The organism is Candidatus Proelusimicrobium volucris (assembly GCF_959605025.1).
Taxonomy (GTDB): Bacteria; Elusimicrobiota; Elusimicrobia; order Elusimicrobiales; family Elusimicrobiaceae; genus Proelusimicrobium; species Proelusimicrobium volucris.
Map to the genome: position 1 here is coordinate 20,634 of NZ_CAUHCY010000002.1, position 21,645 is coordinate 42,278.

Below are 21,645 nucleotides of genomic sequence, written 5' to 3' on the forward strand. Positions count from 1 at the left end.
TGGGCAGTACAGGGTTCGAACCTGTGACCTTCCGCGTGTGAGGCGGACGCGCTACCACTGCGCCAACTGCCCTTACTTACTTTAAAAGCTGTAAGTTATTAAATATATTTTACCATAAATATAAAACCCTTTCCATATTCCGCTTTTTGCAAAAAGCCCCTTTTTCCCGCATATTATTATACGCTCGGCGCAGTACTTTTTTTATTTATATAATTATGTTATGGGTATATTCAAATTAAGTTCGCCATTCCGCCCTTCGGGCGACCAGCCTAAAGCCATAGAGCGGCTTGCCGATAATATAAAAAAGGGCGTATCCCGCCAGACTTTGCTCGGCGTTACCGGTTCCGGCAAAACTTTTACCATGGCAAACGTAATCGAGAAAATGGAAAGGCCGGTATTGATAATGTCGCCCAACAAAGTGCTGGCCGCGCAGCTTTACAGCGAATTTAAACAGTTTTTCCCGGAAAACGCCGTGGAATATTTTATTTCCTACTACGACTATTATCAGCCTGAGGCCTATATACCCCAAACCGATCTTTACATAGAAAAGGACGCCGCCATAAACGATCATATAGAAAAATTGCGACTTAAAGCGACGAATTCCCTCCTAAGCAGAAAAGACACTATCGTAGTAGCTTCGGTCTCTTCCATTTATAATATAGGCTCGCCGGAAAGTTTCCAAAAACTTAGGATACATCTTAAAATAGGCGGGACTCTTAGCAGAACCGATTTCACCAAGCATCTTATCAAGATACAATATGAACGCAACGAAACGGAATTTATACAGGGCAAATTCAGAATACGCGGCCCTTTTATAGACGTATTCCCGCCCTATTCGCAAAACGCTTTGCGGGTTAAGATAGAAGGCCCCATAATAAAATCCATACAGGAAATACACCCTATTACCGGCGATGCGGTAAACGAAATTGAGGAAGTTTGGCTTTCGCCCGCAAAGCAGTTCGTATCCGAAGACGAAAAAATGGAAGAAGCCCTTAATTCCATAAGATTGGAATGCGCCGAGCGCGTAAAATTTTTCGAGCACACAAACAAACTTGTGGAAGCTCAGCGCATAAAACAGCGCACCGCTTACGATTTAGAAATGCTGGCACAGACCGGCTTCTGCCCCGGCATAGAAAACTATTCCCGCCAGCTGGAGCTGCGCGCGCCCGGCAGCAGGCCGAACTGCCTGTTTGACTATTTCAAACGATATGACGATTTTATCGTATTTATAGACGAATCGCATGTGGCCGTCCCGCAAATCCGCGGCATGTACAACGGCGACAGAGCCAGGAAGCAAATGCTTATAGACTTCGGGTTCCGCCTGCCCAGCGCCTTGGATAACAGGCCGCTGCGCTTTGACGAATTTGAAAGCCTGCTGCCTTCCACCGTTTTCGTGTCCGCCACGCCCGGGCCCTATGAGTTAAGCATAAGCGGCAATAATATAGTGGAACAAATAATCCGCCCTACGGGGCTGGTGGATCCGCCCGTAAAACTTCTGCCCGCGGAAGGACAAATAAACGATTTGCTCTTGCGCATAGAAGACAAAACCCGAAAAAAGCAAAGAACGCTTGTTCTTGCGCTAACCAAAAAGACGGCGGAGGATCTTTCCGTTTTCCTTTTGGAAAAGGGAGTAAAGGCCCGATACTTGCACAGCGATATAGATTCCTTGGAAAGAATAGAAATCCTTAAAGATTTTTCGCGCGGAGTTTTTGACGTATTGGTCGGTATAAACCTCTTAAGGGAAGGCATCGACATTCCGCAAGTGGGTTTGGTGGCAATACTTGAAGCGGATAATGAAGGTTTTTTAAGGAATCAAACGACTTTAATACAAATCGCTGGGCGCGCGGCCAGGAACGTGGAAGGGGAAGTCTTGCTATACGCGCAGAGAAAAACGCCCTCCATCAAATACGCCATCGACGAAATGGACAGAAGGCGCGCCTTGCAGCAGGCTTACAACAAAGAGCATAATATCCAGCCTAAAACTATACAGAAGGCGGAAGTGGAACTTAAGGAATTTGAACAGGAAAGCCAATCCAGCGCCTTATCTATGATACACACTTTAAGCGAAGTCGCGCCACAGGCAAAAAATCTGCCCGCTCTTATAAAAGAAACCGAACGGCAAATGCGCGATGCCGCCGACAATTTGAACTTCGAACTGGCCGCGCAGCTGCGCGACAGGCTGTTCGAACTTAAAGACATGGCGGTAAAAACTCCAAAAAAACCCGCCAAAAAAAGGTAAAATTTATATATGGATTTTAAATTTACCGTAAACAGAACAATACAGCTTGAAGAAACTTCTTCCACCCAAGACGTGGCAAAAGAGCTTGCGCCTCTCTGCAAAGAGGACGGCATTTTAATAATCACAAAAAAGCAAACCGCGGGACGCGGCCGCTTTGAAAGAGTTTGGGAGTCTAAAGAAGGCGGCTTGTATTTCAGCCTTATACTGCGCCCCAACGCCAAAACCATGCCGCTTGATCTGCTAAGCATAAAAGCCGGCCGGGCCGTAGCCCAAACGCTTAAAGACCTTTACAATATCAAAAGCAAAATAAAACTGCCCAACGACGTTTTGGCTTTCGACGGGAAGGAATACAAAAAAATATCCGGCATTTTGATAGAAACTTCCGCCCAGGCCGACGGCGGCCTTGATTGGATAGCACTGGGAATAGGCATCGACACAAACAATACCCCGTCAAAAAAACTTAATGCCGCAAGCGTAAAACAACTGACGAAAAAGCAGGCGGACAATCAAGAACTGCTGCAAAAATTTCTGCAGAATTTCGCCAAAGAATACGTCAGCTGGAATATCGCTTAATTTCCCACACTATAATTTAAACGATACGGCAAACAAAAAGCCGCCCCTAAGGCGGCTTTTTATCGTTTAATTAATAAGAGATTAAGCGTCGCCCATAATGCGTTTCACTTTCTCCACGAGAACGCTGGTCCTGAAAGGTTTAAGGCAGAAGTCTTTTACCTGCGGATTGCCTGTAAACATCTTCTCCGATTCTTCCAACGCGGAAACGATCATTATGGAAGCACCCTGTAAATCTTCGTCTTTTGACATCGCCGAAGCTATCGCCTTACCGTCATAGCCGGGCAACATTACATCCAGCAAGACCAAATGCGGCCTTACCTTCCTTATTAAATCAAGGGCGTTGCGACCATTGTCGCAGAGATAAACCTCATACCCGCTGCGGCTTAATATCATATTTAACAATTCAAGGATATCTCTTTCATCTTCGATAATAACTATTCTCTTCTTTAACTGTGTCATATTTCCCCCATGTTGTTAAATTTATATAATTATTAAATCAATTATACTTTTTTTGGAATAAATTTTATGGATAAAACCAATTTCCAAGCGACAACCTGGCAAACGCTGATTAAATTTGAGAAGCAAAACGCTTTCTTTAAACCGAAAATCGGCGTATTGGTAGGGCTTTCGGGCGGGGCGGACTCCGTAGCTTTGGCACATTTCGTCAAACAGCTAGGCTTAAAAAAGCAGTTCCCCGTATATGCCTGCCACGTTCACCACGGCCTTAGAGAAGCGGCCGACAAAGACGCCGCTTTCGCCAAAGAGCTGGCTAAAAAATTAAATATCCCTTTCATTCTAAAAAAAGTAAACGTTAAGGCTTTGGCGAAAAAAGAAAACTTGAGCGTGGAACACGCCGCCAGGAAAGCCCGCTACGAGGCTCTTGTTCAGGCGGCTCAAAAATGCGGCTGCAAGCAAATCGCTCTCGCGCATCATCTTGACGACAATGCCGAAACCTTCCTCCTAAACGTCCTACGCGGGACAAAAGCCAAAGGCCTGCTGGGTATTCCCATAAGAAGGCCGCTAGGCAAGCTGGAAATAGTAAGGCCTTTTTTATGCATTACCCGCGAGGAAGTAAACTCTTACATAAAAGAGCATAAACTTTCTTTTATTAACGATGAAACCAACTCCGACCAGGCTTATACCCGCAACTGGGTGCGCGGCACGCTGCTGCCCCTGTTGGAACAGAAACAGCCCCAAATCCGCAAACACATTAACGATATTTCGCAAGATTTATATAAGTATATAAGCCCTAAAACAGCAGATAAATAATCAGCGCTAAAGCCGCGCCGCCGGCCATAAACATACTTAATACCGCAGGCGCCAGCGAAAGCACAAGCGTAAAAAATGTCCTTACCTTGGAAAGGCCGTAAGCCTTGTTCATCATATACAAGATAAAACAAAGCTGTAAAACCGCCACTATCACTACAACAAAGCCTTTAAGAGCGGCCAAGGCCGGCAAAGCCGCCTGCACTAAAGCGAAGCTGACCAAAAGCGTCAAAGAAAACTGCGAAAGCCCGATAAGCGTAAACAAACCCGCCGCACTGCCTTTGCCCGTAGAAAGCTCTAACAGCAAATGCGCGCTTGAAGCTACAAAAAAACCTATACATATATCGGCAAGCAATACCCCGAAAAACGCAAATGTAAAACCGAAATTGCTCATCCCGCCCGCACCTAAAGCCAGCATTATCATTATGCTTAAAGAGCCAGTAACATACCCCAAAAACGCCATAAACAGCGAGCGCGTTTTTATTATATCGTCAACGGCCTTTGAAGGCTCCGTAACAAAATCGTAAACCGTATTGATAAAATTCATAAAACCGCCTTAATACGTCCACAGATACGAAACTTTCGGCGTAGTAAAATCCTCTATCTTGGAAGAAAGACCCAATTTGTTTTCCATAGACGCGCCGCTCATATAAATCAAATCCATAAAGTTATTTGGACGTACGGACAATAATTTAATGTCTTTTATTCCCGTAAGCTCGGACAATATATCCTGAGCCGTTTCTTCCCCGCCCAAAGCGTCTATCATGCCGATCTCCTTGGCGCGAGCGCCGGTAAACACCCGTCCGTCGGCGTATATCGGCAGCATTTGCTCCTCCACGTTCGGGCGGCCTTGGCGAACCGCTTGATAAAACTGCTGGTAGGTTTCATTTATCATTTCCTGCAAGAGGGCAGCCTCCTCTTCCGTCATCGGGCGGTAGGCCGAACCTATATCCTTATGCTTGCCCGATTTGACGGGCGTAACTTTTATGCCCAATTTATCGAATAAACCCTCTATATTGTTGGCCTGCATAATTACGCCGATGGAACCCGTCATCGTACCGGGCTGGGCGACTATTTTGTCCGCCGCCATCGCCACGTAGAAGCCGCCGCTTGCCGCGACGTCCCTAAACAAAGCGACTACGGGTTTATTCTTGGACTTAAAAAATAAAATCGAATTGTAAATATCCTGCACCGCGGCCACCGTTCCGCCGGGCGAATTTATATCCAGCAAGAGCGCTTTTACTTCCTTTTTATCGGCAAGCTCCCTTATCCTCCTGGATATGGCCGAAGCGCTGTTTTGTTTGGAGAAAAATCCATTGTCGCCGCCTTCTTGTATAATACCCCTTATTTTTACTACCGCGGCGCCTTCTTCCGCAGAGAGTTTTTTAAACAAAGATTCCCCTTTGCCTGCAGCCGCCGCGCCTTCCTCTTTGCCGGAATCGGCCAAACGCACCGTTTTTCCCGGCGTAAGCGCCAAGTACAAGCCACTGATCATAGATAAAGTAAAAACCGCGGTCAAAACGGTCAGCCAAATCTTTATGGCGCGGCCTTCTTTTTTAGTTTTCGTTTCTTTAGGCTGTTCTTCCGCCAGCAAGGCCTGAATTGGATTTTCTTTATTTTCTTCCATCAAAAATACTCCCGATTAAAGGTTAATTGAAATTGAATTGTCGTTAACTTTAATTATATCAATAAAATGATACAATTTACTTAAGCAAAAGGGAGGGCTTATGTTTGAGGGAATTTATACGGCGCTGATAACGCCTTTTAAAAATTCGAAAATAGATTTTGACGCCCTTGGCGCAATAATAGAACGCCAAATCAAAGGCAGGGTAAAAGGCTTCGTGCTTTTGGGCACTACGGCGGAAACGCCCGCCTTGTCCTTTGAAGAAAAGAAACAGATTTTGGATTTCGCCTGTCCAATAATCGCGGGCCGCGCCAAAGTTATAATAGGTGCGGGTTCCAACAATACGCAGACAACGTTAAAGAACGTCGAACTCGCCTCCGCTTACAATCCCGACGCGCTTTTAATCGTAACGCCTTATTACAATAAGCCCAACTTAAGCGGAATGATAAAGCATTTTTCCTTGGCGGCCCAAGCGGGCAAGCCGATAGTTTTATACCATATACCCGGCAGAACGGGGCAGAAATTAAGCCAAGATTTCTTGGGAACCCTGCTTGAGGCCGTACCGCAGATAAAGGCTATAAAAGAATCTGACTACGACATAACGCATATCGTAAAAACGGCGGTATCCTTTGCCGCAAAGCGGATAGAATACATCTGCGGCAACGACGACCTTTGGCCCGTATTCTTGGGCCTGGGCGCACGCAGTTTGATAACGGCGGCGGGCAACTCGATGGCGCCTGCCATGGTCAAGATTTACGATCTGTTCGAACAAGGCAAAACCAAGGAGGCTATGGAGATTTTCAGGGTGGCGTGGCCGATAATAAGCGGCAGTTTCCTCGAGGTTAACCCCACCTGTTCCAAGTATCTGCTTTCCAAACTGGGGCTTTGCTCGCAAGAGGTGCGCCTGCCTTTGGGGGACCTCTCTCCAAAAACGAAAGACGCGCTGGATTTAATGTTCGAAAATTATCCTAAGGAATTTTTTATATGAAAAAGATTTCCATATTGAAGTTCGGCGGGAATACTCTGGCCAATAAAGAAAAAATACTTCTTGCCGTCAATTTGATAAAGCAAAGAGTGGAACAAGGTATTCTGCCTGTGGTGGTAGCTTCCGCCAACGGCAATATGACCGATATTTTGCTGGATAATGCCTATTCCTTAAGCAAGAACCCCAACAAGCGCGAACTTGATATGCTGATAACCACGGGCGAAAGGATAAGCGTGGCATTATTATCGATAGCTTTAAACGACATAAATCTGCCGGCGGTGTCTTTGACGGGCTCGCAAATAGGGCTTACTACTACGCCAGAACACGCGGGTGCGGACATCAAATGCATAACCAGCGACCGCCTGCAAAAGGAGCTCGACAAAGGCCATATCCCGATAATAGCGGGGTTTCAGGGCATAGGCGAGAATAAGGAAATCACCACTCTTAAAAGGGGCGGCAGCGACGTCTCGGCGGTATTTATAGCCAGCCAGCTCGGCGCGGACCATGTCGAGATGATAAAAGACGTAGACGGCGTATATACCAAAGACCCAAACAAAAACAAAGACGCCGAAAAGCTTAACCTTATGGATTTTGACGTTATGTACAAACTTGCTCTTGAAGGTGCCAATGTTCTGCACCCGGACGCCATCAAACTGGCAAAAGAAAAGAACGTGGAAATCAGGATAATATACTATAAAACGGGAGAAGTGGGGACGATTATAAGATGAAAACCATAGCTGTTTTGGGAGCGGCCGGGAAAGTCGGCCAACTGATGCTCAAAGAGCTTGCGCGCATGGACGCGAAAGCGGAAATACAAGCTTACGGCAGGGAGGAAAAACCCTCGCACTGCGATATCGCCATTCTGTGTACAGACGATCCGGTAAGCGAAGTCTTGGCCAAAGAACTCAAAGATAAGGCAGGGTTTATAATAGATATGTCGGCCAAATTCAGGAATGATCCTTCAGTGCCGCTTGTCATACCGGAAATCAACGCCGACACCATCACCAAAGACACCCGCCTGATAGCCAGCCCCAACTGCACGACTACGGGCCTTGTGATGGCTTTAAACCCTTTAAAAAAGAAATACACCCTAAAGGAAGTTTTCTTCTGTTCCTATCAGGCGATAAGCGGCGGCGGCAAAAAGCTAATAGAGGATTTTAATACCGAAGGTTCTTTATATCAGGCCAACTGCGTGCCTTTAATAGGGTCTATTCAGCCTAGCGGTTTTACTTCCGAGGAGCTTAAAGGCATAAACGAGACGCGCAAAATACTGCGCCTGCCCGATATAAAAGTGCGCCCGCACACCGTGCGTGTGCCGGTTATGGTCAGCCACAGTCTGGGCGTTACGCTTAGGGCCGAGGAAGATTTTGATATGGGTGGCATACAGGATTTGTTTGCCTCGCAAAGCGGAGTAATATGCGACGGCAAAATATACACCCCCAAAGAAGTCGCCGGCAAAGACGAAGTATTCATAAGCAGAATAAGACGCGACTATGAGGACAAAAATATTCTGCATTTCTGGATAACCTTTGATAATCTTCTCAAAGGCGCCGCACTCAACGGCAGACAGATAGCGCAGTATCTGCTGGAGAATTTTTAAATGACGGATATAATCATCAACGGCGCGCAAGGCAAAATGGGCCTCCTAATAAAACAAATTATCGAGGAACAATACCAAGATAAAGCCCGCATAGTACAGCTTAGGGATAAAGATACCGCACAGCCCGCGCCAAAAGCGGACGTGATTATCGATTTTTCTCTGCCTTCGGGCGCTTTGGCTGCTTATCAGACGGCGAAAGAGATAAAGGCCGCTCTTCTCTGCGGTACCACTAATTTGGATGAAGCTTTTCTTTCCAACCTTAAAGAGGAGAAAGAAATCCCCGTATTTTACAGCGCCAATGTAAGCATAGGCGTATTTTTGTTCGGCAAGCTGCTGCAAGAGGCGTGCTCTCTCTTTAAAGACTACGAACCTAAAATGCACGAAGCTCACCACGCTCAAAAAAAAGACGCGCCCAGCGGCACCGCAAAAGCTTTGGCCAAGCTGATAAACTTCCCGCAGGAGGAAATTACCTTTGAGCGTATAGGGACAGTTCCCGGTACGCATATATTGGATTTACACTCGCATAACGGCGACGAAACTATAACCATAACCCACAAAGCCCTGGACAGGCGGCTGTTCGCCGCGTCCGCCGTAAAAATAGCTTTATGGCTGGCGGGCAAAAAGCCGGGCTTTTACGATATGAAAGATTTTACGGAGAACTTATTATGAAAATTCATTTTGTAGGAATAGGCGGAATCGGAATGAGCGCCCTGGCACAGTTGCATGCTATGGCGGGCGACGAAGTTACCGGCTCCGACAGGTTAATCAACAAAGGCTTTACCGACTTGCCCGTTTGGAAAGAACTTAAAAAACTGGGCGTTAAATTATATCCTCAAGACGGCAGCGGCATAGACGAAAACACCAATGCCGTCATCTTGACTTCCGCCATAGAGCCCGACAATATAGAAATACAGGCGGCAAAAAAATATTCCATACCGATATTGCACCGCTCCGACCTTTTGGCCAAACACGTAAAAGAATCCTATACGATAGCCATTTCGGGCACCAGCGGCAAAAGCACCACCACCGCCATGCTGTTTGAAATTTTAAGAAAAGCGGGCAAAGAACCCTCTTTAATCACGGGCGGCGTTTTGCTCTCTTTGCAGGCGGAAGGATATTTTGGCAATGTCTATAAAGGCAAAAGCGACATTTTGGTTATAGAGGCAGACGAGTCCGACGGCACTTTGGTAAACTACCACCCCAAAATAGGCGTAATGTTGAACTTGGCCAAAGACCATAAAGAACTTAATATTCTTAAAGGATACTTCCAAAAATTCAGCATAAACTGCGGACAATTTATAATCAACGCCGAAGAAGACAATTTAAAGGAAATCGGCGGCAAATGTAAAACTTTTGGCCTTAAAACGGGCGACTTGACCGCCGACGATTTACGCCTTGACGGGTTCGGCTCCGATTTTACCGTACGCGGCCAAAAATTCCGCATCAATCTGCCCGGCGAGCATTACGTAAAAGACGCGCTGGGAGCCATATCGGCTGCTTTGGAAATGGGCATGTCTTTGCAGGAATGCTCCAAAGCCTTGGAAGAATTTAAGGGCGTTTACAGACGCTTTAACACCATAGGCAAGATAAACGGGATAGAAGTAATCGACGACTTCGCCCACAACCCTCACAAATTGGCCGCCACTTTAAAAGCGGCACATTTACGAGGCAAAAGGGTATTGGCGTTTTTCCAGCCGCACGCTTTTACTTCCGTACAGCTGCTGCTTAAAGAGTTTATAGAAGAATTTACCAGACAGATAAAAAAGGAGGATACTCTCTGGCTAAGCGAAATATATTACGCCGGCGGCACCATCCCCGAACATATATCCAGCAAATTGATATACGAAGGCTTAAAGCATAACGGCGTGCCGGTAAAATTCCTCCCCTGCAGGAACGAAACCGCAGCCGACATAGCCGCAAGCGCGAAACCTGGCGACGTCGTATTGGTAATGGGCGCCAGGGATCCGACATTGACGGACTTCGCCAAACAAATATTTAAGGCGATAGAGGAGAAAGACTACTCCAAAAAGCCGTGCCGACAATGCCTGATGAACGTAGGCAAAAAGTTTTAACGAAAGCCGGCTTTTAAAAAGCCGGTTTTTTGAGTGTGACATTTTATTTCGCCGAGCGTAGTATTAACGAAGGCGGTTAGGTTATTATGGATTTTGACGCTGTTTACAAAGAAATGTTCAAACCCGTTTACGCTTATGTATTGTTGCGCACGCAAGACGAGAATCTGGCGCAAGATTTGGCGTCAAAAACCTGGCAGAAAGTATTTGACAAACAAAACTCTTACGACCCGCGCAAAGGCAATTTTCGTCAATGGCTTTTTACGATAGCCAGAAACGAGGTAAACAGCTATTTCCGCCTATATTACGTCAGGAAGGTTCTTTCGATTTCCGCTTTTGAAGAGGATTTTAAAAACTCGGAAGACAATCCGGAAACGGCGGCGGAACAAAAAGATTTGGAAGAAAAACTGAAGCTGGCGATGGGAAAACTGAAAAGCAATTACCGCGATATTTTGGCTTTAAAGTTCTATTCCGGAATGTCAAACGAAGAAATCGCCCAAATGCTTAATATCAGCGCAAGCAATGTAGGCACCATAATTAACAGAGCGGTAAACAAATTAAGGATTTTATTGGAGGCGGAACATGTCGCCTGAAGAAAAAATAGAACAGTTATATAAAAATGCGGATTTCGATAAAAAAGGCTTTGCCCAAAATAAGGTTTACGCAAAGATCCATAAACGCAAAAGCGGGGCCCGCGCCTTATGGCTTATGGCCGGTGCAGCCGCCATTTTTGCCGCGCTTGTGTTCTGGCCCAGAACGGCTGCTATCCAAAAGGGCAAAGCTCAACTCCCAGTCTATCAAGACACTGAAGTAACCCAAGAAGAGTGCATTGACCTTTCCACCAGATATTGGTTTGAACAGGCGGCCGAGCAAGGCAAACTGATAATGGCAAAATGCCCCAAAGAAGTATTGAACGAATATAACAACAATTTAATTTACAGTTTAAACCAAAAGTTGGAGCAATCCAATCAAAAACTGACTCGGGCGGAAAAGAAAAAGCTTGACGACTGCGGAGAAAAATTTAAAATGAACGTACATCCCATAATGTCTTACGATGTGCGCTGTTAGGAGAAAAATAATGTTAAAAAAAATCTTATTGCTTACGATATTCGCTTTAAGCGCTTTAAATTTTTCGGCTTTTGCCGAACAAACCAAAACGCTTGAAGCTGCATTGTTTACCGCGCCTTGGTGCGGGCACTGCCAAAGACTTAAAAAAGAGTATCTAAACGAGTTTAAGGAACAATACAAAGATACGGTAAAACTCGTGGAATATGATATAAGCCAAGCGGGCGTAAACATAATCTTTAATGATACCATTACGGAATACGGAATTGACGTCAATTCCGCAGGCGTACCTTGTTTAGTCGTGGGAAAAAGCGTTTTAATGGGATATCCCTCCGACATTAAAACAGGCGTCGACGCCGCCATAAAAAAAGCGCTCGCAAACAATGAGAGGACTTACTTTGGCACAAAAGCATATATAGAACAATGCAAGAATGAAGATCTTAACAACCAAACTCAAAGCGAGTCTTCTTGCGAGAATGACGATATCGCGCCAAGCGTAAGCAAAGAAGATACTTTAAATATGTTTGAACAAATCACCTTCTGGGCCATAATAGCGGCGGGTTTGATAGACGGCGTTAACCCCTGCGCTTTTGCGGTAATAGTATTTTTCGTTTCCTTTCTGGCGGTATACAAATACGAAAGGAAAGAAGTCATTTTAGTAGGCTCGGCCTATTGTTTGGCGGTATTCCTGGCTTATATAGCCATAGGATTGGGTTTATTCAACTTCCTTTATGCGATGAGTTCCTTTTATTACGTAATGATGATTTTTAAATGGCTGACAATAGCGCTGTGCGCACTGTTTTTACTGCTCAGTTTGTATGACTTTATAATCTATCAAAAAACGAAAGACCACAATAAAATATTACTCCAGCTGCCAAAGAGTTATAAAGAGTATATCCATAAGGTTATGAGGTTCTTTTTAAGGGATAAACAGAAAAGCACGCTAAGGCTGGTATTGGCGGCCTTGGCCGTAGGCTTTGTGGTATCATTGGTGGAAGCCGTATGTACAGGGCAAGTATATTTGCCGACAATAGCCTTAATCCTTAAAGAAGCGGACGCCCATTTTATCAGAGCTATGCTCTATCTCATAATATACAATCTGATGTTCATCGTACCGCTGATAGTGATTTTGGCTTTAAGCGTAATGGGCTATGAATCCAAAGGGTTTAATGATTTCCTAAAGAAGCACCTGGGCCTTACCAAGCTGGCTTTATGTTTACTGTTCTTGGGCCTGTTGATACTGCTTATAACAAATATGTAGCATTATTTCTGCTGATTATCCCCCGACGTAAGTCGGGGGTTTTTGTTTTGGCAAATAAGAAATCGTTTAAGTTTTAAATGTTTTCCAAATCCTTTTCGCTCATATCATCCCTAATGCCGAAGCGAGTCAGAGAAAAGTCGTATTTTATCGGATCTTCGGGGCAAAGCTTCGCGAAGGAAGCGGAAATTTCCAAAGCTGTTTTCATATCCGCCTGATTGCGCTTTGTAAGCCCCAGCATTTTCCCTACCCTGTGCATATGCACATCCAGCGGTACGATAAGAGCGGATGCAGGTATTTCGCGCCAGCAGCCCGGGTCAACTTCGTCTTTGCGTACGCACCAGCGCAAACACAAATTAAGTCTTTTTAAAGCGCTGTTCTTTGCGGGGTTGGGGATAAGAGTATCCATTTTGCCGCAGCTTCTTAACTTCGCGGCAAAGGCGCGCTCCGCAAACAAAAAATCGCCCTTCTCCTTATAGAAAGAAAGGAACATCTTTTCCAAACTGCCGTACGCCTTAAGCGCCGCCCTAACAGCCAAAAGCAGGTTTATAAGTTCTTCTTCAGTGGTAAAGCGGTATTTGAAACCTTTAAACAGTTTTTGCAAATCACCACGCGAAGTTTTTAAAATAAAATCTTTGGGCGAAGGCCCCAAAATTGATAAAATCTTATCAACGGTTTTTATTATCTGCTTTACATTGCCGTAAGCGAAACTGGCGGCAATTAAAGCGACTATTTCCTTATCCGCGTCGGATTTGTAATTATGAACAAACTGCAGCGGATCGGGCGATATGAGTTCAAATTTATTATATTTATGATATATATTATCCAAACACTCGCGCGTTATCATAAATAAATTCTAGCAATTTGTTACTATATAGATATATGACTCTTGAAGATTTGTTCGGGCAATACGACAAAAATTTGCCTAAAACCGAAGTGAAGGGGCTAAGCCAAAATTCCAAAGAAATAGGAAATGGCTGGGTATTCTTCGCGGTAAAAGGACATACGGTTGACGGGCACGAATATATCCCCTCCGCTTTGGCAAAGGGCGCCTGCGCAATAGTAACGCAGGAAGAATTGGAAGAAGTCTATCCCGTACCCGTAATTAAAGTAGAGAATATTGACCACGCCATGGCCGATGCCGCCTGTTCTTTTTACGGAAATCCTTCCCAAGATTTAAATATGATAGGCATTACGGGAACAAAGGGCAAAACGAGCATATCCTATTTGATAGAAAGCATACTCTTTGAGGCAAAGCGCAAGCCTGCGGTTATGGGTACCATCAATTACCGCGTCAACGGTCAAAAGATAAGCAAAGCCCCCAATACCACGCCCGCGCCTCTGCTTTTGCAAAATATACTTTATCAGGCCAAAGAATCGGGCTGCGGCGACGTCGTTATGGAAGTATCCTCCCACGCGCTGGAATATCAGCGGGTGCGCGGAATAGATTTTAATATAGCGATATTTACAAATTTACAAAGAGATCATTTGGATTTCCATTCCACCTTCGACAATTACTTCGCCGCCAAGCGTAAACTCTTTGAAAATCTTATCTCGCCCGCCAACACAAAACAAAAGAAAAGCGCCATAATCAATATAGATGATCCATATGGCGAAAAGCTGGCCGAAATGTTAAAAAACAAAGTCAAGCTGGTAACTTACAGTCTTACAAAACCGGCGGACTTCACGGCAAGCGACATAAAAACTTCTCTTGAAGGCGTAAGTTTTAAAATCAACGGCGAGCCCGCCAAAATAAATCTTTTGGGCGCACATAATGTTTACAATGCTTTGGCCGCGGTGGCCGCTGCAGCCAGAATGGGCATACACATAAAAACGGCCATAAAAGGCCTTAGCGCATTAAAAGGCGTGCCCGGCAGAATGGAACGCGTGGATTTGGGGCAGAATTTCTATCTGTTTGTGGATTTCGCCTACACCAACGAAGCCCTGTTAAGGGCCTACGACGCCGTCGCTCCGTTTAAAAAAGGGCGTATAATAACCGTTTTCGGCTGCGGCGGGCAGCGCGATACGACGAAGCGGCCTTTAATGGGCGAGAGCGCTTCAAAAAACAGCGATTTGGTGCTGATAACAAAAGATAATCCCCGCAAAGAAGACCCCAATACTATCTTCGCCGATATTTTAAGGGGTATGCCTTTTGCCGATAATTTCAACATAATACCGGACAGGCGCCAAGCCATCTTTGAGGCCGTAAAAACGGCAAAGAAGGACGATATCGTCATCATCGCGGGCAAAGGGCACGAGGACTATCAGATCCTGCCAAACGGCACTATACATTTTTCCGACAGGGAGGAAGCCGAAAAGGCTTTAAAAGAGTATGTTTTCGCCAAAGCGGTTTAAAGGTAAAAAGGCCTGCGTACTCGGAATGGGCAAAAGCGGGATAAGCTGCGCAAGACTGCTAAAAAGGCAGGGCTTTCAAGTTCTGATAAGCGACAGCAGGGTTATCCCGGTGCCCACCGGTCTTGAGGGTATAGAAACGGAAACGGGCGGCCATTCCGACGCCGTTTACAAATGTGATTTTATAATCAAAAGCCCCGGCATAATGCCAAATAATCCAGTATTAAAGAAATTAAAAAAATTAAAGAAACCGATTTTCAGCGAGCTTGAAACGGCCTGCGCCTTTATCCCAAAAAATTGCAAGATTTTCGCCATAACCGGCACAAACGGCAAAACGACCACTACCGTAATGCTAAGCGAAATTATGAAAGCCCATTGCCTTAACGAGAAGAAGAACCGCAAAGTTTATACCGTCGGCAATATCGGCAAGCCGTTTTCTTCCGTCGCGGATTCGATAGAGCCGGGCAGTATCATTGTTACGGAAGTATCCAGCTATCAACTTGAAGACAGCACCTGTTTTAAACCTTTCGTCAGCGCCTTACTCAATATCACACCGGACCACGAAGAACATCATGGCAGTCTTAAAAAATACATTGCGGCTAAGGGCAAAATTTTCGCTTATCAAAAAGCTAGCGGATCTTTCATTACCAACGGGGCGGACCCTGTCTGCGTAAAATTTATGAAAAGGGCAAAATGCAAAGTGTTCAGCTTTTCTTCCACCCCACATCACAGCGTAAGGGTGGACGCCTTTTTCGACGGTGACGAAATGATTTTTGCAAACGGCTGTCATATCAAGCCACCAAAACTTCTTCTTGGCATACATAATATAGAAAATGCCATGGCCGCCTCTTTAATGGCTTTTGCCGCAAAAGTAAAACAAAAGGACGTGCAGGACGGCTTTAATACTTTTAACTGTCTTGAGCACCGTATAGAGCTTTTCTGCGAATATAAAGGCATTAAATGCTATAACGATTCAAAAGCGACAAATATAGATTCAACCGTAACCGCGCTCAAAGCCCTACAAAGCGAAAATAAAATATGGATTATTTTGGGCGGCCGCGGAAAAGGCGCGCCCTATAAGCCGCTTATACCCTTCCTAAATAAATTCTGCAAACACGCCGTATTGATAGGCGAAGATTCCGCAAATATAAAGCAACAGCTCTCAGGGCGTTTCCCCGCGACGGAAAAGGGCGATTTAAAAAACGCTGTTGACTATATTTTCTCCAAAGCGCAGAAAGGCGATATTATGCTCCTTTCGCCGGCTTGCGCTTCTTTCGACCAATTTAAAGACTTTGAACACCGCGGGAAAGTTTTCAAGCAAATAGTAAAAGACTATATAAAAAAACACTAAAGCTGCAGCCTCTTAATAAGAACCAAATCATCTTAAACAATAATACGGCAATTCAATTTAAACTGCTTGCGGGAACCTTCTTCGCGCCGTTACACAAAAGCATAGTTCTTTCTCTTTTCCAAAAAACCTGCCAAAGATGCCTTTCCCGCCCGCAAATTTCCTAAGTATTCATTAAAATATAGCCATAAAAAAACGGCCTCTTAAAAGAGGCCGTCTAAATGGAGCGGGCGAAGAGAATCGAACTCTCGTCTCAACCTTGGCAAGGTCGCGTTCTACCATTGAACCACGCCCGCGTAAATCCGTATAAATATTATAGCATAAAGCAAATCCATTTTGCAAAATTTAATCAAATATTTGCGCGGCCGCGGCTTGCGTAGCCGGTATTTCGGAGAGGATTTGCTTTAAAGTTTGATTCTTTAAATACGGCGCCAGCGTCGTATTGGACGCCAAAAGCTGCTTTGTCCTAGCTGGATTGCCAAGATAATATTTACCGGCGGGGCTGTTGAATATATACGTCATCAACTTGCTTTTAAGAAGGCTTCTTAAAAGCATTTCATTTCTCAAAACACCTTGCACGGCAGGCCCGTTGACAAATTTATCTATATCAAAACTCTGCGAAGAAATAATATCGTACAACTTTAGATAATTGGAAGTCATTTCGTGCACATCCTTGCGGGAGGCAAAACCTCTAAGCACGTCTTCATTGTCGAAAACGACCTCTATAACCTGCGGAGTATTCAAATTCGTCATTACGGTATTGGACAGCGAAAAGGGCGTCGCGCCGACATTTTCCAAATCCTGCGGCGTCATCATTACAATATTGTTTATGTTTACCGACACTATCGCCGTACCTATATTGCTGAATTTACCGCGCATACCCTCGCCCGTTTGAGCGCCTTGCGCCAGCTCCTGATAGGAAATTTCGTCACGTTCCACAAATTCAAGATCGTCGGATTCAAAAGATTTCAGTTGCTCTTGCGTTATTGCGTCTTCCGGCGACTGCGCCTTCTTGGCGTACCACATTACCGGTACAAGCAACAAAAGGGCGAATACCGCCACCCCCGCTACTTGAAGAATATATGTCTGTTTTTCTTTATCCATAAGATTATTTTAACATAAAATGATATTATTTTTTAAACCCCCAAAAGGAGCAATAAGATGAAATCCCATACCGTATATATTACATTAAGAACGCCGGAAAGATATCAAATAGTAAACATAACCGATCAAGTGCAGGAAGCGCTGTCAGACAGCGGCATAAAAGAAGGTTTATGTCTGGTAAATTCAATGCATATCACTTCCAGCGTGTTCATAAACGATAATGAGCGCGGCCTTCATCAAGATTTTATAAAATGGGTTGAGAAGCTCGCCCCTTACGACCCCAACGGCTATCAGCATAATCTTACGGGCGAAGACAACGGCGACGCGCATTTAAAACGTACTATTATGGGGAGGGAAGTCGTCGTAGCGGTAACAAACGGCAGGCTTGACTTCGGCCCGTGGGAAGAAATCTTCTACGGCGAATTTGACGGGCAAAGAAACAAAAGAATCCTTATCAAAATCATAGGAGAATAAAGTGAAAAGAAAAGTATATTATCACGATACCGATTGCGGCGGAGTGGTCTATTACGCCAACTATTTAAAATTTTTTGAGGAAGGCCGCACCGACTTTATGGAACAAGCCGGCTTCAGCGTGCCCGACCTTGCCCAAAAGAACTGCCTTATGATGGTGCATCATCAGGAAGTATGGTATAAACATCCCGCCAAATACGGCGATATTTTGGACGTGGAAACTTACGCCGTTGAACTTTCCCCCGTAAGGATAGTGTTTGAATGTTTCGTAAAGAAAGCCGATGGCACCCTGCTGGTGCAAGGCGTAACGGACGTTGTCTGCGTAAATCAGGCGGGGCAGCTTTCCAACTGGCCACAGGAAGTTATGAACGCAATTTCCATTTCGCCCAGAAAAATAAAAGTAAGGAGGTTCTGATGAAATATTTTCTTTTAGTAGTTTTTACCGCTTTAACTTTAAGCGCCTGCTTTACACCTAACGGCAACAGGGTTTCTTTCAGCAGCTTAAATCCGCAGACGGATATTTCGCCGGCTAGGCCAGCAGCCTCTTATGAGATGTACTCCTGGTACAATGGGCAAGACTGGGCTTACGCCATATTTGAAAACGGAGTAAAAATATCTTCAACTTTCCAAGAAATAACACAGGATAACAACATCATAGTAGGATCGAGATACGCTCAGGAAAAGCTATTGGAAATGCCGCGCGGTACAAAAGTATATTGGAATTTAAAAAGAATTCAAGGCTTTCAAATGCCGGATCAAAACACCGTAGATGATATTGTCCGCTCAGCCAAGAAATCCGGCGTCACGGTAGAGGTTATTGCGTGGCCTAATTAAAATCTGTCCGCAAATATCCTCTCACAAAACGAGGGGTTATTAAAGCCTTGTTTAAAATTTACATTTCAAAAAACCCCCGCTTTTCAAGCGGGGGTTTTGGTTTTAAAACTTAGGCGCTTTCTTTTTAACTTTCAACATCAGCAAGGCTTTCTTTATTTCTATCTCCGCCAATTCCATATCTATATCGGCGTCGTGTTTAGTTAAAGAAGCCTTGGCCTGAGCCAATTTCTGCTTGGCTGCTTCCTCGTCGATTTCTTCTGCCAAGGCGGCGTCCTCGGCAAATACGCGGATATTATCGTGTTCGATTTCAGCCAAGCCGCCCATCACCGCGAAGGTTTCTTCCGTCTCTCCTTCCTTATAACGCAGTACTCCGTAGTTCAGCTTCGCGACGTATTGTATATGGCCGGGCAATACGCCCATTTCGCCGTTAAAGGCGGGCAGGGCGACAAAGTCCACTTCCTTATCCAATACCGGCCGCTGAGGCGTTACAATTTGCAGTCTTAGTTTCTTTCCCGCCATAATTAGTCCTGGCCTTTGGCTTTCATCTTCTCATAGTTGGCGAGCACGTCTTCTATACCGCCGCAGTTAAAAAACGCCTGCTCAGGGATATGATCGTATTCACCCGCTATTATTGCTTTAAAGCCTTTTATAGTGTCTTCCAGTTTGACGTATTTGCCGGGCATACCCGTAAATTTCTCCGCCACGAAGAACGGCTGCGAGAGGAATTTCTGTATGCGTCTTGCCCTGGCGACTACCGTCTTATCCTCGTCGCCCAGTTCGTCCATGCCGAGTATCGCGATAATATCCTGCAAGTCTTTATATTTTTGCAAGATTTTCCTTACGCCCTGCGCCACGTCGTAATGTTCCTGCCCGATTATGCGCGCGTCCAAAATCCTGGATGTGGAATCAAGCGGATCGACCGCAGGGTAAATACCCAAGCTGGCCAGCTGCCTTGAAAGAACGGTTGTCGCGTCCAAGTGCGTAAAGGTAGCGGCGACGCCGGGGTCAGTCAAGTCGTCTGCGGGAACGTATACGGCTTGTATTGAGGTAATGGATCCTTTTTTGGTGGAGGTAATCCTCTCCTGCAAAGCGCCGATTTCCGTATTCAAAGTAGGTTGATAGCCCACTGCCGAAGGCATACGCCCCAACAAGGCCGACACTTCCGAGTTGGCCAATACATATCTAAAAATATTATCTAAGAACAGCAAGACGTCCTGTCCTTTTTGGTCGCGGAAATATTCCGCTTCCGTCAAAGCGGTCAAAGCCACTTTCGCCCTGGCGCCGGGTGGTTCGTTCATCTGGCCGTAAACCAAAACTGTTTTATCAAGTACGGTAGAGCCGTCGGAAAGTTTGCTTTCCTGCATTTCCAGCCACAAATCGTTCCCTTCGCGAGAACGCTCGCCGACACCGCCGAATACCGAGCTGCCGTGATGCTGCCTGGCCACGTTATTGATAAGCTCCATAATTACTACCGTCTTGCCGACGCCCGCGCCGCCAAACAAACCCACCTTGCCGCCTTTCATATAAGGGGCTATAAGGTCCAGTACTTTTATGCCCGTTTCAAAAATCTTCGGGGTGGTCTGCTGTTCTTCCAGCGACGGAGGAGGGGTATGTATCGAGGCGTATTTGTCCGTATTGATAGGGCCTCTGTGGTCCTGAGGCTGGCCCAAAACATTTAAAAGCCTGCCCAAGCACGCTTCCCCTACCGGTACTTTAAGCGGAGCGCCCGTATCTTCCACTTCCGCGCCGCGCGCCAAGCCGTCGGTAGAGCTTAAAGCCACCGCACGGACGATATTATCGCCCATTTGCTGAGAAACTTCCGCCACTATCGTCACGTCCTTGCCCGCCTTTATGTTCAAAGCATTGTTTATCGACGGTAAAACGCCGCCGTCAAATCTGACGTCCACCGCCGGGCCTATTACTTGTACTACCGTGCCTTTATTCATATCCTTTCCTCTTAATTGTTCAAAGCATTGGCGCCGCTTACTATCTCGGTTATCTCATTGGTAATCGTCGCCTGTCTTACCTTATTTAACTTTACGCTTAAACTGTCGGCTATCTCGCCCGCGTTCTTGCTCGCCGCTTCCATCGCGTTCATGCGCGCGGCCAGTTCCGCCGCTTGAGATTCCAATAAATATCTGTATATACTCGCGCTTAAATAACGAGGGATAAGCGTCAAAAATATGTCTATCATTCCCGGTTCAAAGATAAAGTCCGACACATTCCCCTCCCCGGGTATCTCGTCAAAATCAAACGGCAGGAAGCGTTTGCTTATCAAAGTCTGCGAAGCCATCGACTTAAAATCGTTGTATATCAAATCTACCGTGCTGATATTATGATCGCGGAACAAATTGTAAAAAGCATCCTTTATCATCGCCGCATGCGCGTATGAAGCCCGAGGGAATATCCCTATAAGTTCACCCGCCAAGTGAAGGCGAGGGATTTTCAAACGCCTCATAAAGTCGCGCCCTTTCTTGCCTACCACAAAGACATACTTCTCTTTATCGGAATTTTCTCTAACCCACTTTAAAGCCGCCCTTAAAGCCACCGCGTTAAAAGCGCCGCATAAGCCCTTATCTGCCGTTATTAAAAGCAATGCCACGCTGTTCTTGTCCGATCGGCTGTTGTCAAAAAACCGATAGGCGGGGAGCTTGTGTATTTCGCTGGACGGATTTTGTATGTCCTTTCGCAAATTGTCTATCATTTCCGCCATCTTCTTGGCGAAAGGACGCCCATCCTCCATCTGCTGCTGCGCTTTCTTTATTCGGGCAGAGGAAATCATCTTCATCGTAAGCATCATCTGCTTGGTCGATTTGATGGCTTTTATTTCCTGCCTGATATCCCGAAGCGATTCCAT

At 45.5% G+C, this 21,645-nt stretch carries 24 protein-coding genes and 2 tRNA genes; 16 read left to right on the top strand and 10 right to left on the bottom strand.

The genetic code is table 11. The features are described 5' to 3' along the window. Positions 1 to 72: transfer RNA gene (locus tag ACQY3M_RS02125), tRNA-Val, on the bottom strand. 148 nt (positions 73 to 220) lie between these two features. On the opposite strand from ACQY3M_RS02125, the gene uvrB reads away from it, so the two are divergent. Continuing rightward, on the top strand, positions 221 to 2,239 hold the full coding sequence (gene uvrB, locus ACQY3M_RS02130) for an excinuclease ABC subunit UvrB (RefSeq protein WP_428065800.1): 2,019 nt from the start codon (positions 221 to 223) through the stop codon (positions 2,237 to 2,239). Positions 2,240 to 2,248: 9 nt separating this feature from the next. Next, positions 2,249 to 2,812, top strand: coding sequence for a biotin--[acetyl-CoA-carboxylase] ligase (locus ACQY3M_RS02135; protein WP_428065802.1), 564 nt, complete (start codon positions 2,249 to 2,251; stop codon positions 2,810 to 2,812). Between the two features lie 81 nt (positions 2,813 to 2,893). Here the strand turns inward: ACQY3M_RS02135 and ACQY3M_RS02140 are convergent, their stop codons facing one another. Continuing rightward, complete coding sequence (locus ACQY3M_RS02140; protein WP_428065804.1) at positions 2,894 to 3,271, bottom strand: response regulator; 378 nt, start codon at positions 3,269 to 3,271, stop codon at positions 2,894 to 2,896. 66 nt (positions 3,272 to 3,337) lie between these two features. Between ACQY3M_RS02140 and tilS the strand changes: the two genes are divergently transcribed. Further along, positions 3,338 to 4,081 (top strand): tRNA lysidine(34) synthetase TilS, encoded by a 744-nt coding sequence (tilS, locus tag ACQY3M_RS02145; RefSeq protein WP_428065806.1) that lies wholly within the window; start codon positions 3,338 to 3,340, stop codon positions 4,079 to 4,081. Here tilS and ACQY3M_RS02150 read toward each other — a convergent pair. Continuing rightward, complete coding sequence (locus tag ACQY3M_RS02150; RefSeq protein WP_428065808.1) at positions 4,062 to 4,625, bottom strand: hypothetical protein; 564 nt, start codon at positions 4,623 to 4,625, stop codon at positions 4,062 to 4,064. The genes tilS and ACQY3M_RS02150 overlap by 20 nt on opposite strands. A gap of 9 nt (positions 4,626 to 4,634) precedes the next feature. Beyond that, entirely contained in the window at positions 4,635 to 5,705 is a 1,071-nt protein-coding gene (gene sppA / locus ACQY3M_RS02155; RefSeq protein WP_428065810.1) for a signal peptide peptidase SppA, read from the bottom strand. Between the two features lie 100 nt (positions 5,706 to 5,805). Between sppA and dapA the strand changes: the two genes are divergently transcribed. The 8 genes from dapA to ACQY3M_RS02195 all read left to right on the top strand — a co-directional run bounded on the left by dapA (position 5,806) and on the right by ACQY3M_RS02195 (position 12,682). Further along, positions 5,806 to 6,690 (top strand): 4-hydroxy-tetrahydrodipicolinate synthase, encoded by an 885-nt coding sequence (gene dapA, locus ACQY3M_RS02160; RefSeq protein WP_428065812.1) that lies wholly within the window; start codon positions 5,806 to 5,808, stop codon positions 6,688 to 6,690. Beyond that, on the top strand, positions 6,687 to 7,415 hold the full coding sequence (locus ACQY3M_RS02165) for a hypothetical protein (RefSeq protein ID WP_428065814.1): 729 nt from the start codon (positions 6,687 to 6,689) through the stop codon (positions 7,413 to 7,415). The genes dapA and ACQY3M_RS02165 overlap by 4 nt, the downstream gene beginning before the upstream one ends. Then, positions 7,412 to 8,287 (top strand): aspartate-semialdehyde dehydrogenase, encoded by an 876-nt coding sequence (locus tag ACQY3M_RS02170; RefSeq protein WP_428065816.1) that lies wholly within the window; start codon positions 7,412 to 7,414, stop codon positions 8,285 to 8,287. The genes ACQY3M_RS02165 and ACQY3M_RS02170 overlap by 4 nt, the downstream gene beginning before the upstream one ends. Further along, complete coding sequence (locus tag ACQY3M_RS02175; protein WP_428065818.1) at positions 8,288 to 8,956, top strand: 4-hydroxy-tetrahydrodipicolinate reductase; 669 nt, start codon at positions 8,288 to 8,290, stop codon at positions 8,954 to 8,956. It begins immediately after the preceding gene. After that, positions 8,953 to 10,359: a UDP-N-acetylmuramate--L-alanine ligase gene (locus ACQY3M_RS02180; protein WP_428065820.1), complete on the top strand. Its 1,407-nt coding sequence runs from the start codon at positions 8,953 to 8,955 to the stop codon at positions 10,357 to 10,359. The genes ACQY3M_RS02175 and ACQY3M_RS02180 overlap by 4 nt, the downstream gene beginning before the upstream one ends. Positions 10,360 to 10,445: 86 nt before the next feature. Continuing rightward, positions 10,446 to 10,949 (top strand): RNA polymerase sigma factor, encoded by a 504-nt coding sequence (locus tag ACQY3M_RS02185; RefSeq protein WP_428065822.1) that lies wholly within the window; start codon positions 10,446 to 10,448, stop codon positions 10,947 to 10,949. Further along, positions 10,939 to 11,424 carry a hypothetical protein gene (locus ACQY3M_RS02190; protein ID WP_428065824.1) on the top strand — a complete coding sequence of 162 codons (486 nt, stop codon included), beginning with the start codon at positions 10,939 to 10,941 and terminating at the stop codon, positions 11,422 to 11,424. Before ACQY3M_RS02185 ends, ACQY3M_RS02190 begins: the two co-directional genes overlap by 11 nt. 10 nt (positions 11,425 to 11,434) lie before the next feature. Further along, positions 11,435 to 12,682 (top strand): cytochrome c biogenesis protein, encoded by a 1,248-nt coding sequence (locus ACQY3M_RS02195; RefSeq protein WP_428065826.1) that lies wholly within the window; start codon positions 11,435 to 11,437, stop codon positions 12,680 to 12,682. A 73-nt stretch (positions 12,683 to 12,755) separates the two neighbouring features. Here the strand turns inward: ACQY3M_RS02195 and ACQY3M_RS02200 are convergent, their stop codons facing one another. Then, the gene (locus ACQY3M_RS02200) at positions 12,756 to 13,526 is read right to left on the bottom strand and encodes a TIGR02757 family protein (RefSeq protein WP_428065828.1); all 771 of its coding nucleotides are present in this window, start codon (positions 13,524 to 13,526) and stop codon (positions 12,756 to 12,758) included. Between the two features lie 35 nt (positions 13,527 to 13,561). Between ACQY3M_RS02200 and ACQY3M_RS02205 the strand changes: the two genes are divergently transcribed. Beyond that, complete coding sequence (locus ACQY3M_RS02205; protein WP_428065830.1) at positions 13,562 to 15,034, top strand: UDP-N-acetylmuramoyl-L-alanyl-D-glutamate--2,6-diaminopimelate ligase; 1,473 nt, start codon at positions 13,562 to 13,564, stop codon at positions 15,032 to 15,034. After that, positions 15,012 to 16,382, top strand: coding sequence for a UDP-N-acetylmuramoyl-L-alanine--D-glutamate ligase (gene murD / locus ACQY3M_RS02210; protein ID WP_428065832.1), 1,371 nt, complete (start codon positions 15,012 to 15,014; stop codon positions 16,380 to 16,382). Before ACQY3M_RS02205 ends, murD begins: the two co-directional genes overlap by 23 nt. A 219-nt stretch (positions 16,383 to 16,601) precedes the next feature. Here the strand turns inward: murD and ACQY3M_RS02215 are convergent. Together ACQY3M_RS02215 and ACQY3M_RS02220 are read right to left on the bottom strand one after the other, a co-directional pair. Continuing rightward, positions 16,602 to 16,675, bottom strand: a tRNA-Gly gene (locus tag ACQY3M_RS02215). A 49-nt stretch (positions 16,676 to 16,724) separates the two neighbouring features. Then, positions 16,725 to 17,483 (bottom strand): hypothetical protein, encoded by a 759-nt coding sequence (locus ACQY3M_RS02220; RefSeq protein WP_428065833.1) that lies wholly within the window; start codon positions 17,481 to 17,483, stop codon positions 16,725 to 16,727. Positions 17,484 to 17,540: 57 nt separating this feature from the next. Between ACQY3M_RS02220 and ACQY3M_RS02225 the strand changes: the two genes are divergently transcribed. Genes ACQY3M_RS02225 through ACQY3M_RS02235 form a run of 3 tightly spaced genes read left to right on the top strand, consistent with a single transcriptional unit; the run spans position 17,541 to position 18,788 of the window. Then, positions 17,541 to 17,957: a secondary thiamine-phosphate synthase enzyme YjbQ gene (locus ACQY3M_RS02225; protein ID WP_428065834.1), complete on the top strand. Its 417-nt coding sequence runs from the start codon at positions 17,541 to 17,543 to the stop codon at positions 17,955 to 17,957. Position 17,958: 1 nt separating this feature from the next. Further along, positions 17,959 to 18,369, top strand: coding sequence for an acyl-CoA thioesterase (locus ACQY3M_RS02230; RefSeq protein WP_428065835.1), 411 nt, complete (start codon positions 17,959 to 17,961; stop codon positions 18,367 to 18,369). Then, positions 18,369 to 18,788 (top strand): hypothetical protein, encoded by a 420-nt coding sequence (locus ACQY3M_RS02235; RefSeq protein ID WP_428065836.1) that lies wholly within the window; start codon positions 18,369 to 18,371, stop codon positions 18,786 to 18,788. Before ACQY3M_RS02230 ends, ACQY3M_RS02235 begins: the two co-directional genes overlap by 1 nt. A gap of 102 nt (positions 18,789 to 18,890) precedes the next feature. Here the strand turns inward: ACQY3M_RS02235 and atpC are convergent, their stop codons facing one another. The 3 genes from atpC to atpG are packed head-to-tail and all read right to left on the bottom strand — an operon-like array spanning position 18,891 to position 21,645. Continuing rightward, positions 18,891 to 19,307 carry an ATP synthase F1 subunit epsilon gene (atpC, locus tag ACQY3M_RS02240; RefSeq protein ID WP_428065837.1) on the bottom strand — a complete coding sequence of 139 codons (417 nt, stop codon included), beginning with the start codon at positions 19,305 to 19,307 and terminating at the stop codon, positions 18,891 to 18,893. A 2-nt stretch (positions 19,308 to 19,309) separates the two neighbouring features. Beyond that, complete coding sequence (gene atpD, locus ACQY3M_RS02245; protein ID WP_428065838.1) at positions 19,310 to 20,734, bottom strand: F0F1 ATP synthase subunit beta; 1,425 nt, start codon at positions 20,732 to 20,734, stop codon at positions 19,310 to 19,312. Between the two features lie 11 nt (positions 20,735 to 20,745). Continuing rightward, positions 20,746 to 21,645, bottom strand: a complete 900-nt coding sequence (gene atpG / locus ACQY3M_RS02250) for an ATP synthase F1 subunit gamma (protein WP_428065839.1) — start codon at positions 21,643 to 21,645, stop codon at positions 20,746 to 20,748.

Excerpts from the sequence above, each read along its gene's own strand:
- uvrB (WP_428065800.1), top strand. The coding sequence starts at position 221 with ATGGGTATATTCAAATTAAGTTCGCCATTCCGCCCTTCGGGCGACCAG.
- ACQY3M_RS02135 (WP_428065802.1), top strand. The coding sequence starts at position 2,249 with ATGGATTTTAAATTTACCGTAAACAGAACAATACAGCTTGAAGAAACT.
- ACQY3M_RS02140 (WP_428065804.1), bottom strand. The coding sequence starts at position 3,271 with ATGACACAGTTAAAGAAGAGAATAGTTATTATCGAAGATGAAAGAGAT.
- tilS (WP_428065806.1), top strand. The coding sequence starts at position 3,338 with ATGGATAAAACCAATTTCCAAGCGACAACCTGGCAAACGCTGATTAAA.
- ACQY3M_RS02150 (WP_428065808.1), bottom strand. The coding sequence starts at position 4,625 with ATGAATTTTATCAATACGGTTTACGATTTTGTTACGGAGCCTTCAAAG.
- sppA (WP_428065810.1), bottom strand. The coding sequence starts at position 5,705 with ATGGAAGAAAATAAAGAAAATCCAATTCAGGCCTTGCTGGCGGAAGAA.
- dapA (WP_428065812.1), top strand. The coding sequence starts at position 5,806 with ATGTTTGAGGGAATTTATACGGCGCTGATAACGCCTTTTAAAAATTCG.
- ACQY3M_RS02165 (WP_428065814.1), top strand. The coding sequence starts at position 6,687 with ATGAAAAAGATTTCCATATTGAAGTTCGGCGGGAATACTCTGGCCAAT.
- ACQY3M_RS02170 (WP_428065816.1), top strand. The coding sequence starts at position 7,412 with ATGAAAACCATAGCTGTTTTGGGAGCGGCCGGGAAAGTCGGCCAACTG.
- ACQY3M_RS02175 (WP_428065818.1), top strand. The coding sequence starts at position 8,288 with ATGACGGATATAATCATCAACGGCGCGCAAGGCAAAATGGGCCTCCTA.
- ACQY3M_RS02180 (WP_428065820.1), top strand. The coding sequence starts at position 8,953 with ATGAAAATTCATTTTGTAGGAATAGGCGGAATCGGAATGAGCGCCCTG.
- ACQY3M_RS02185 (WP_428065822.1), top strand. The coding sequence starts at position 10,446 with ATGGATTTTGACGCTGTTTACAAAGAAATGTTCAAACCCGTTTACGCT.
- ACQY3M_RS02190 (WP_428065824.1), top strand. The coding sequence starts at position 10,939 with ATGTCGCCTGAAGAAAAAATAGAACAGTTATATAAAAATGCGGATTTC.
- ACQY3M_RS02195 (WP_428065826.1), top strand. The coding sequence starts at position 11,435 with ATGTTAAAAAAAATCTTATTGCTTACGATATTCGCTTTAAGCGCTTTA.
- ACQY3M_RS02200 (WP_428065828.1), bottom strand. The coding sequence starts at position 13,526 with ATGATAACGCGCGAGTGTTTGGATAATATATATCATAAATATAATAAA.
- ACQY3M_RS02205 (WP_428065830.1), top strand. The coding sequence starts at position 13,562 with ATGACTCTTGAAGATTTGTTCGGGCAATACGACAAAAATTTGCCTAAA.
- murD (WP_428065832.1), top strand. The coding sequence starts at position 15,012 with ATGTTTTCGCCAAAGCGGTTTAAAGGTAAAAAGGCCTGCGTACTCGGA.
- ACQY3M_RS02220 (WP_428065833.1), bottom strand. The coding sequence starts at position 17,483 with ATGGATAAAGAAAAACAGACATATATTCTTCAAGTAGCGGGGGTGGCG.
- ACQY3M_RS02225 (WP_428065834.1), top strand. The coding sequence starts at position 17,541 with ATGAAATCCCATACCGTATATATTACATTAAGAACGCCGGAAAGATAT.
- ACQY3M_RS02235 (WP_428065836.1), top strand. The coding sequence starts at position 18,369 with ATGAAATATTTTCTTTTAGTAGTTTTTACCGCTTTAACTTTAAGCGCC.
- atpC (WP_428065837.1), bottom strand. The coding sequence starts at position 19,307 with ATGGCGGGAAAGAAACTAAGACTGCAAATTGTAACGCCTCAGCGGCCG.
- atpD (WP_428065838.1), bottom strand. The coding sequence starts at position 20,734 with ATGAATAAAGGCACGGTAGTACAAGTAATAGGCCCGGCGGTGGACGTC.
- atpG (WP_428065839.1), bottom strand. The coding sequence starts at position 21,645 with ATGGAATCGCTTCGGGATATCAGGCAGGAAATAAAAGCCATCAAATCG.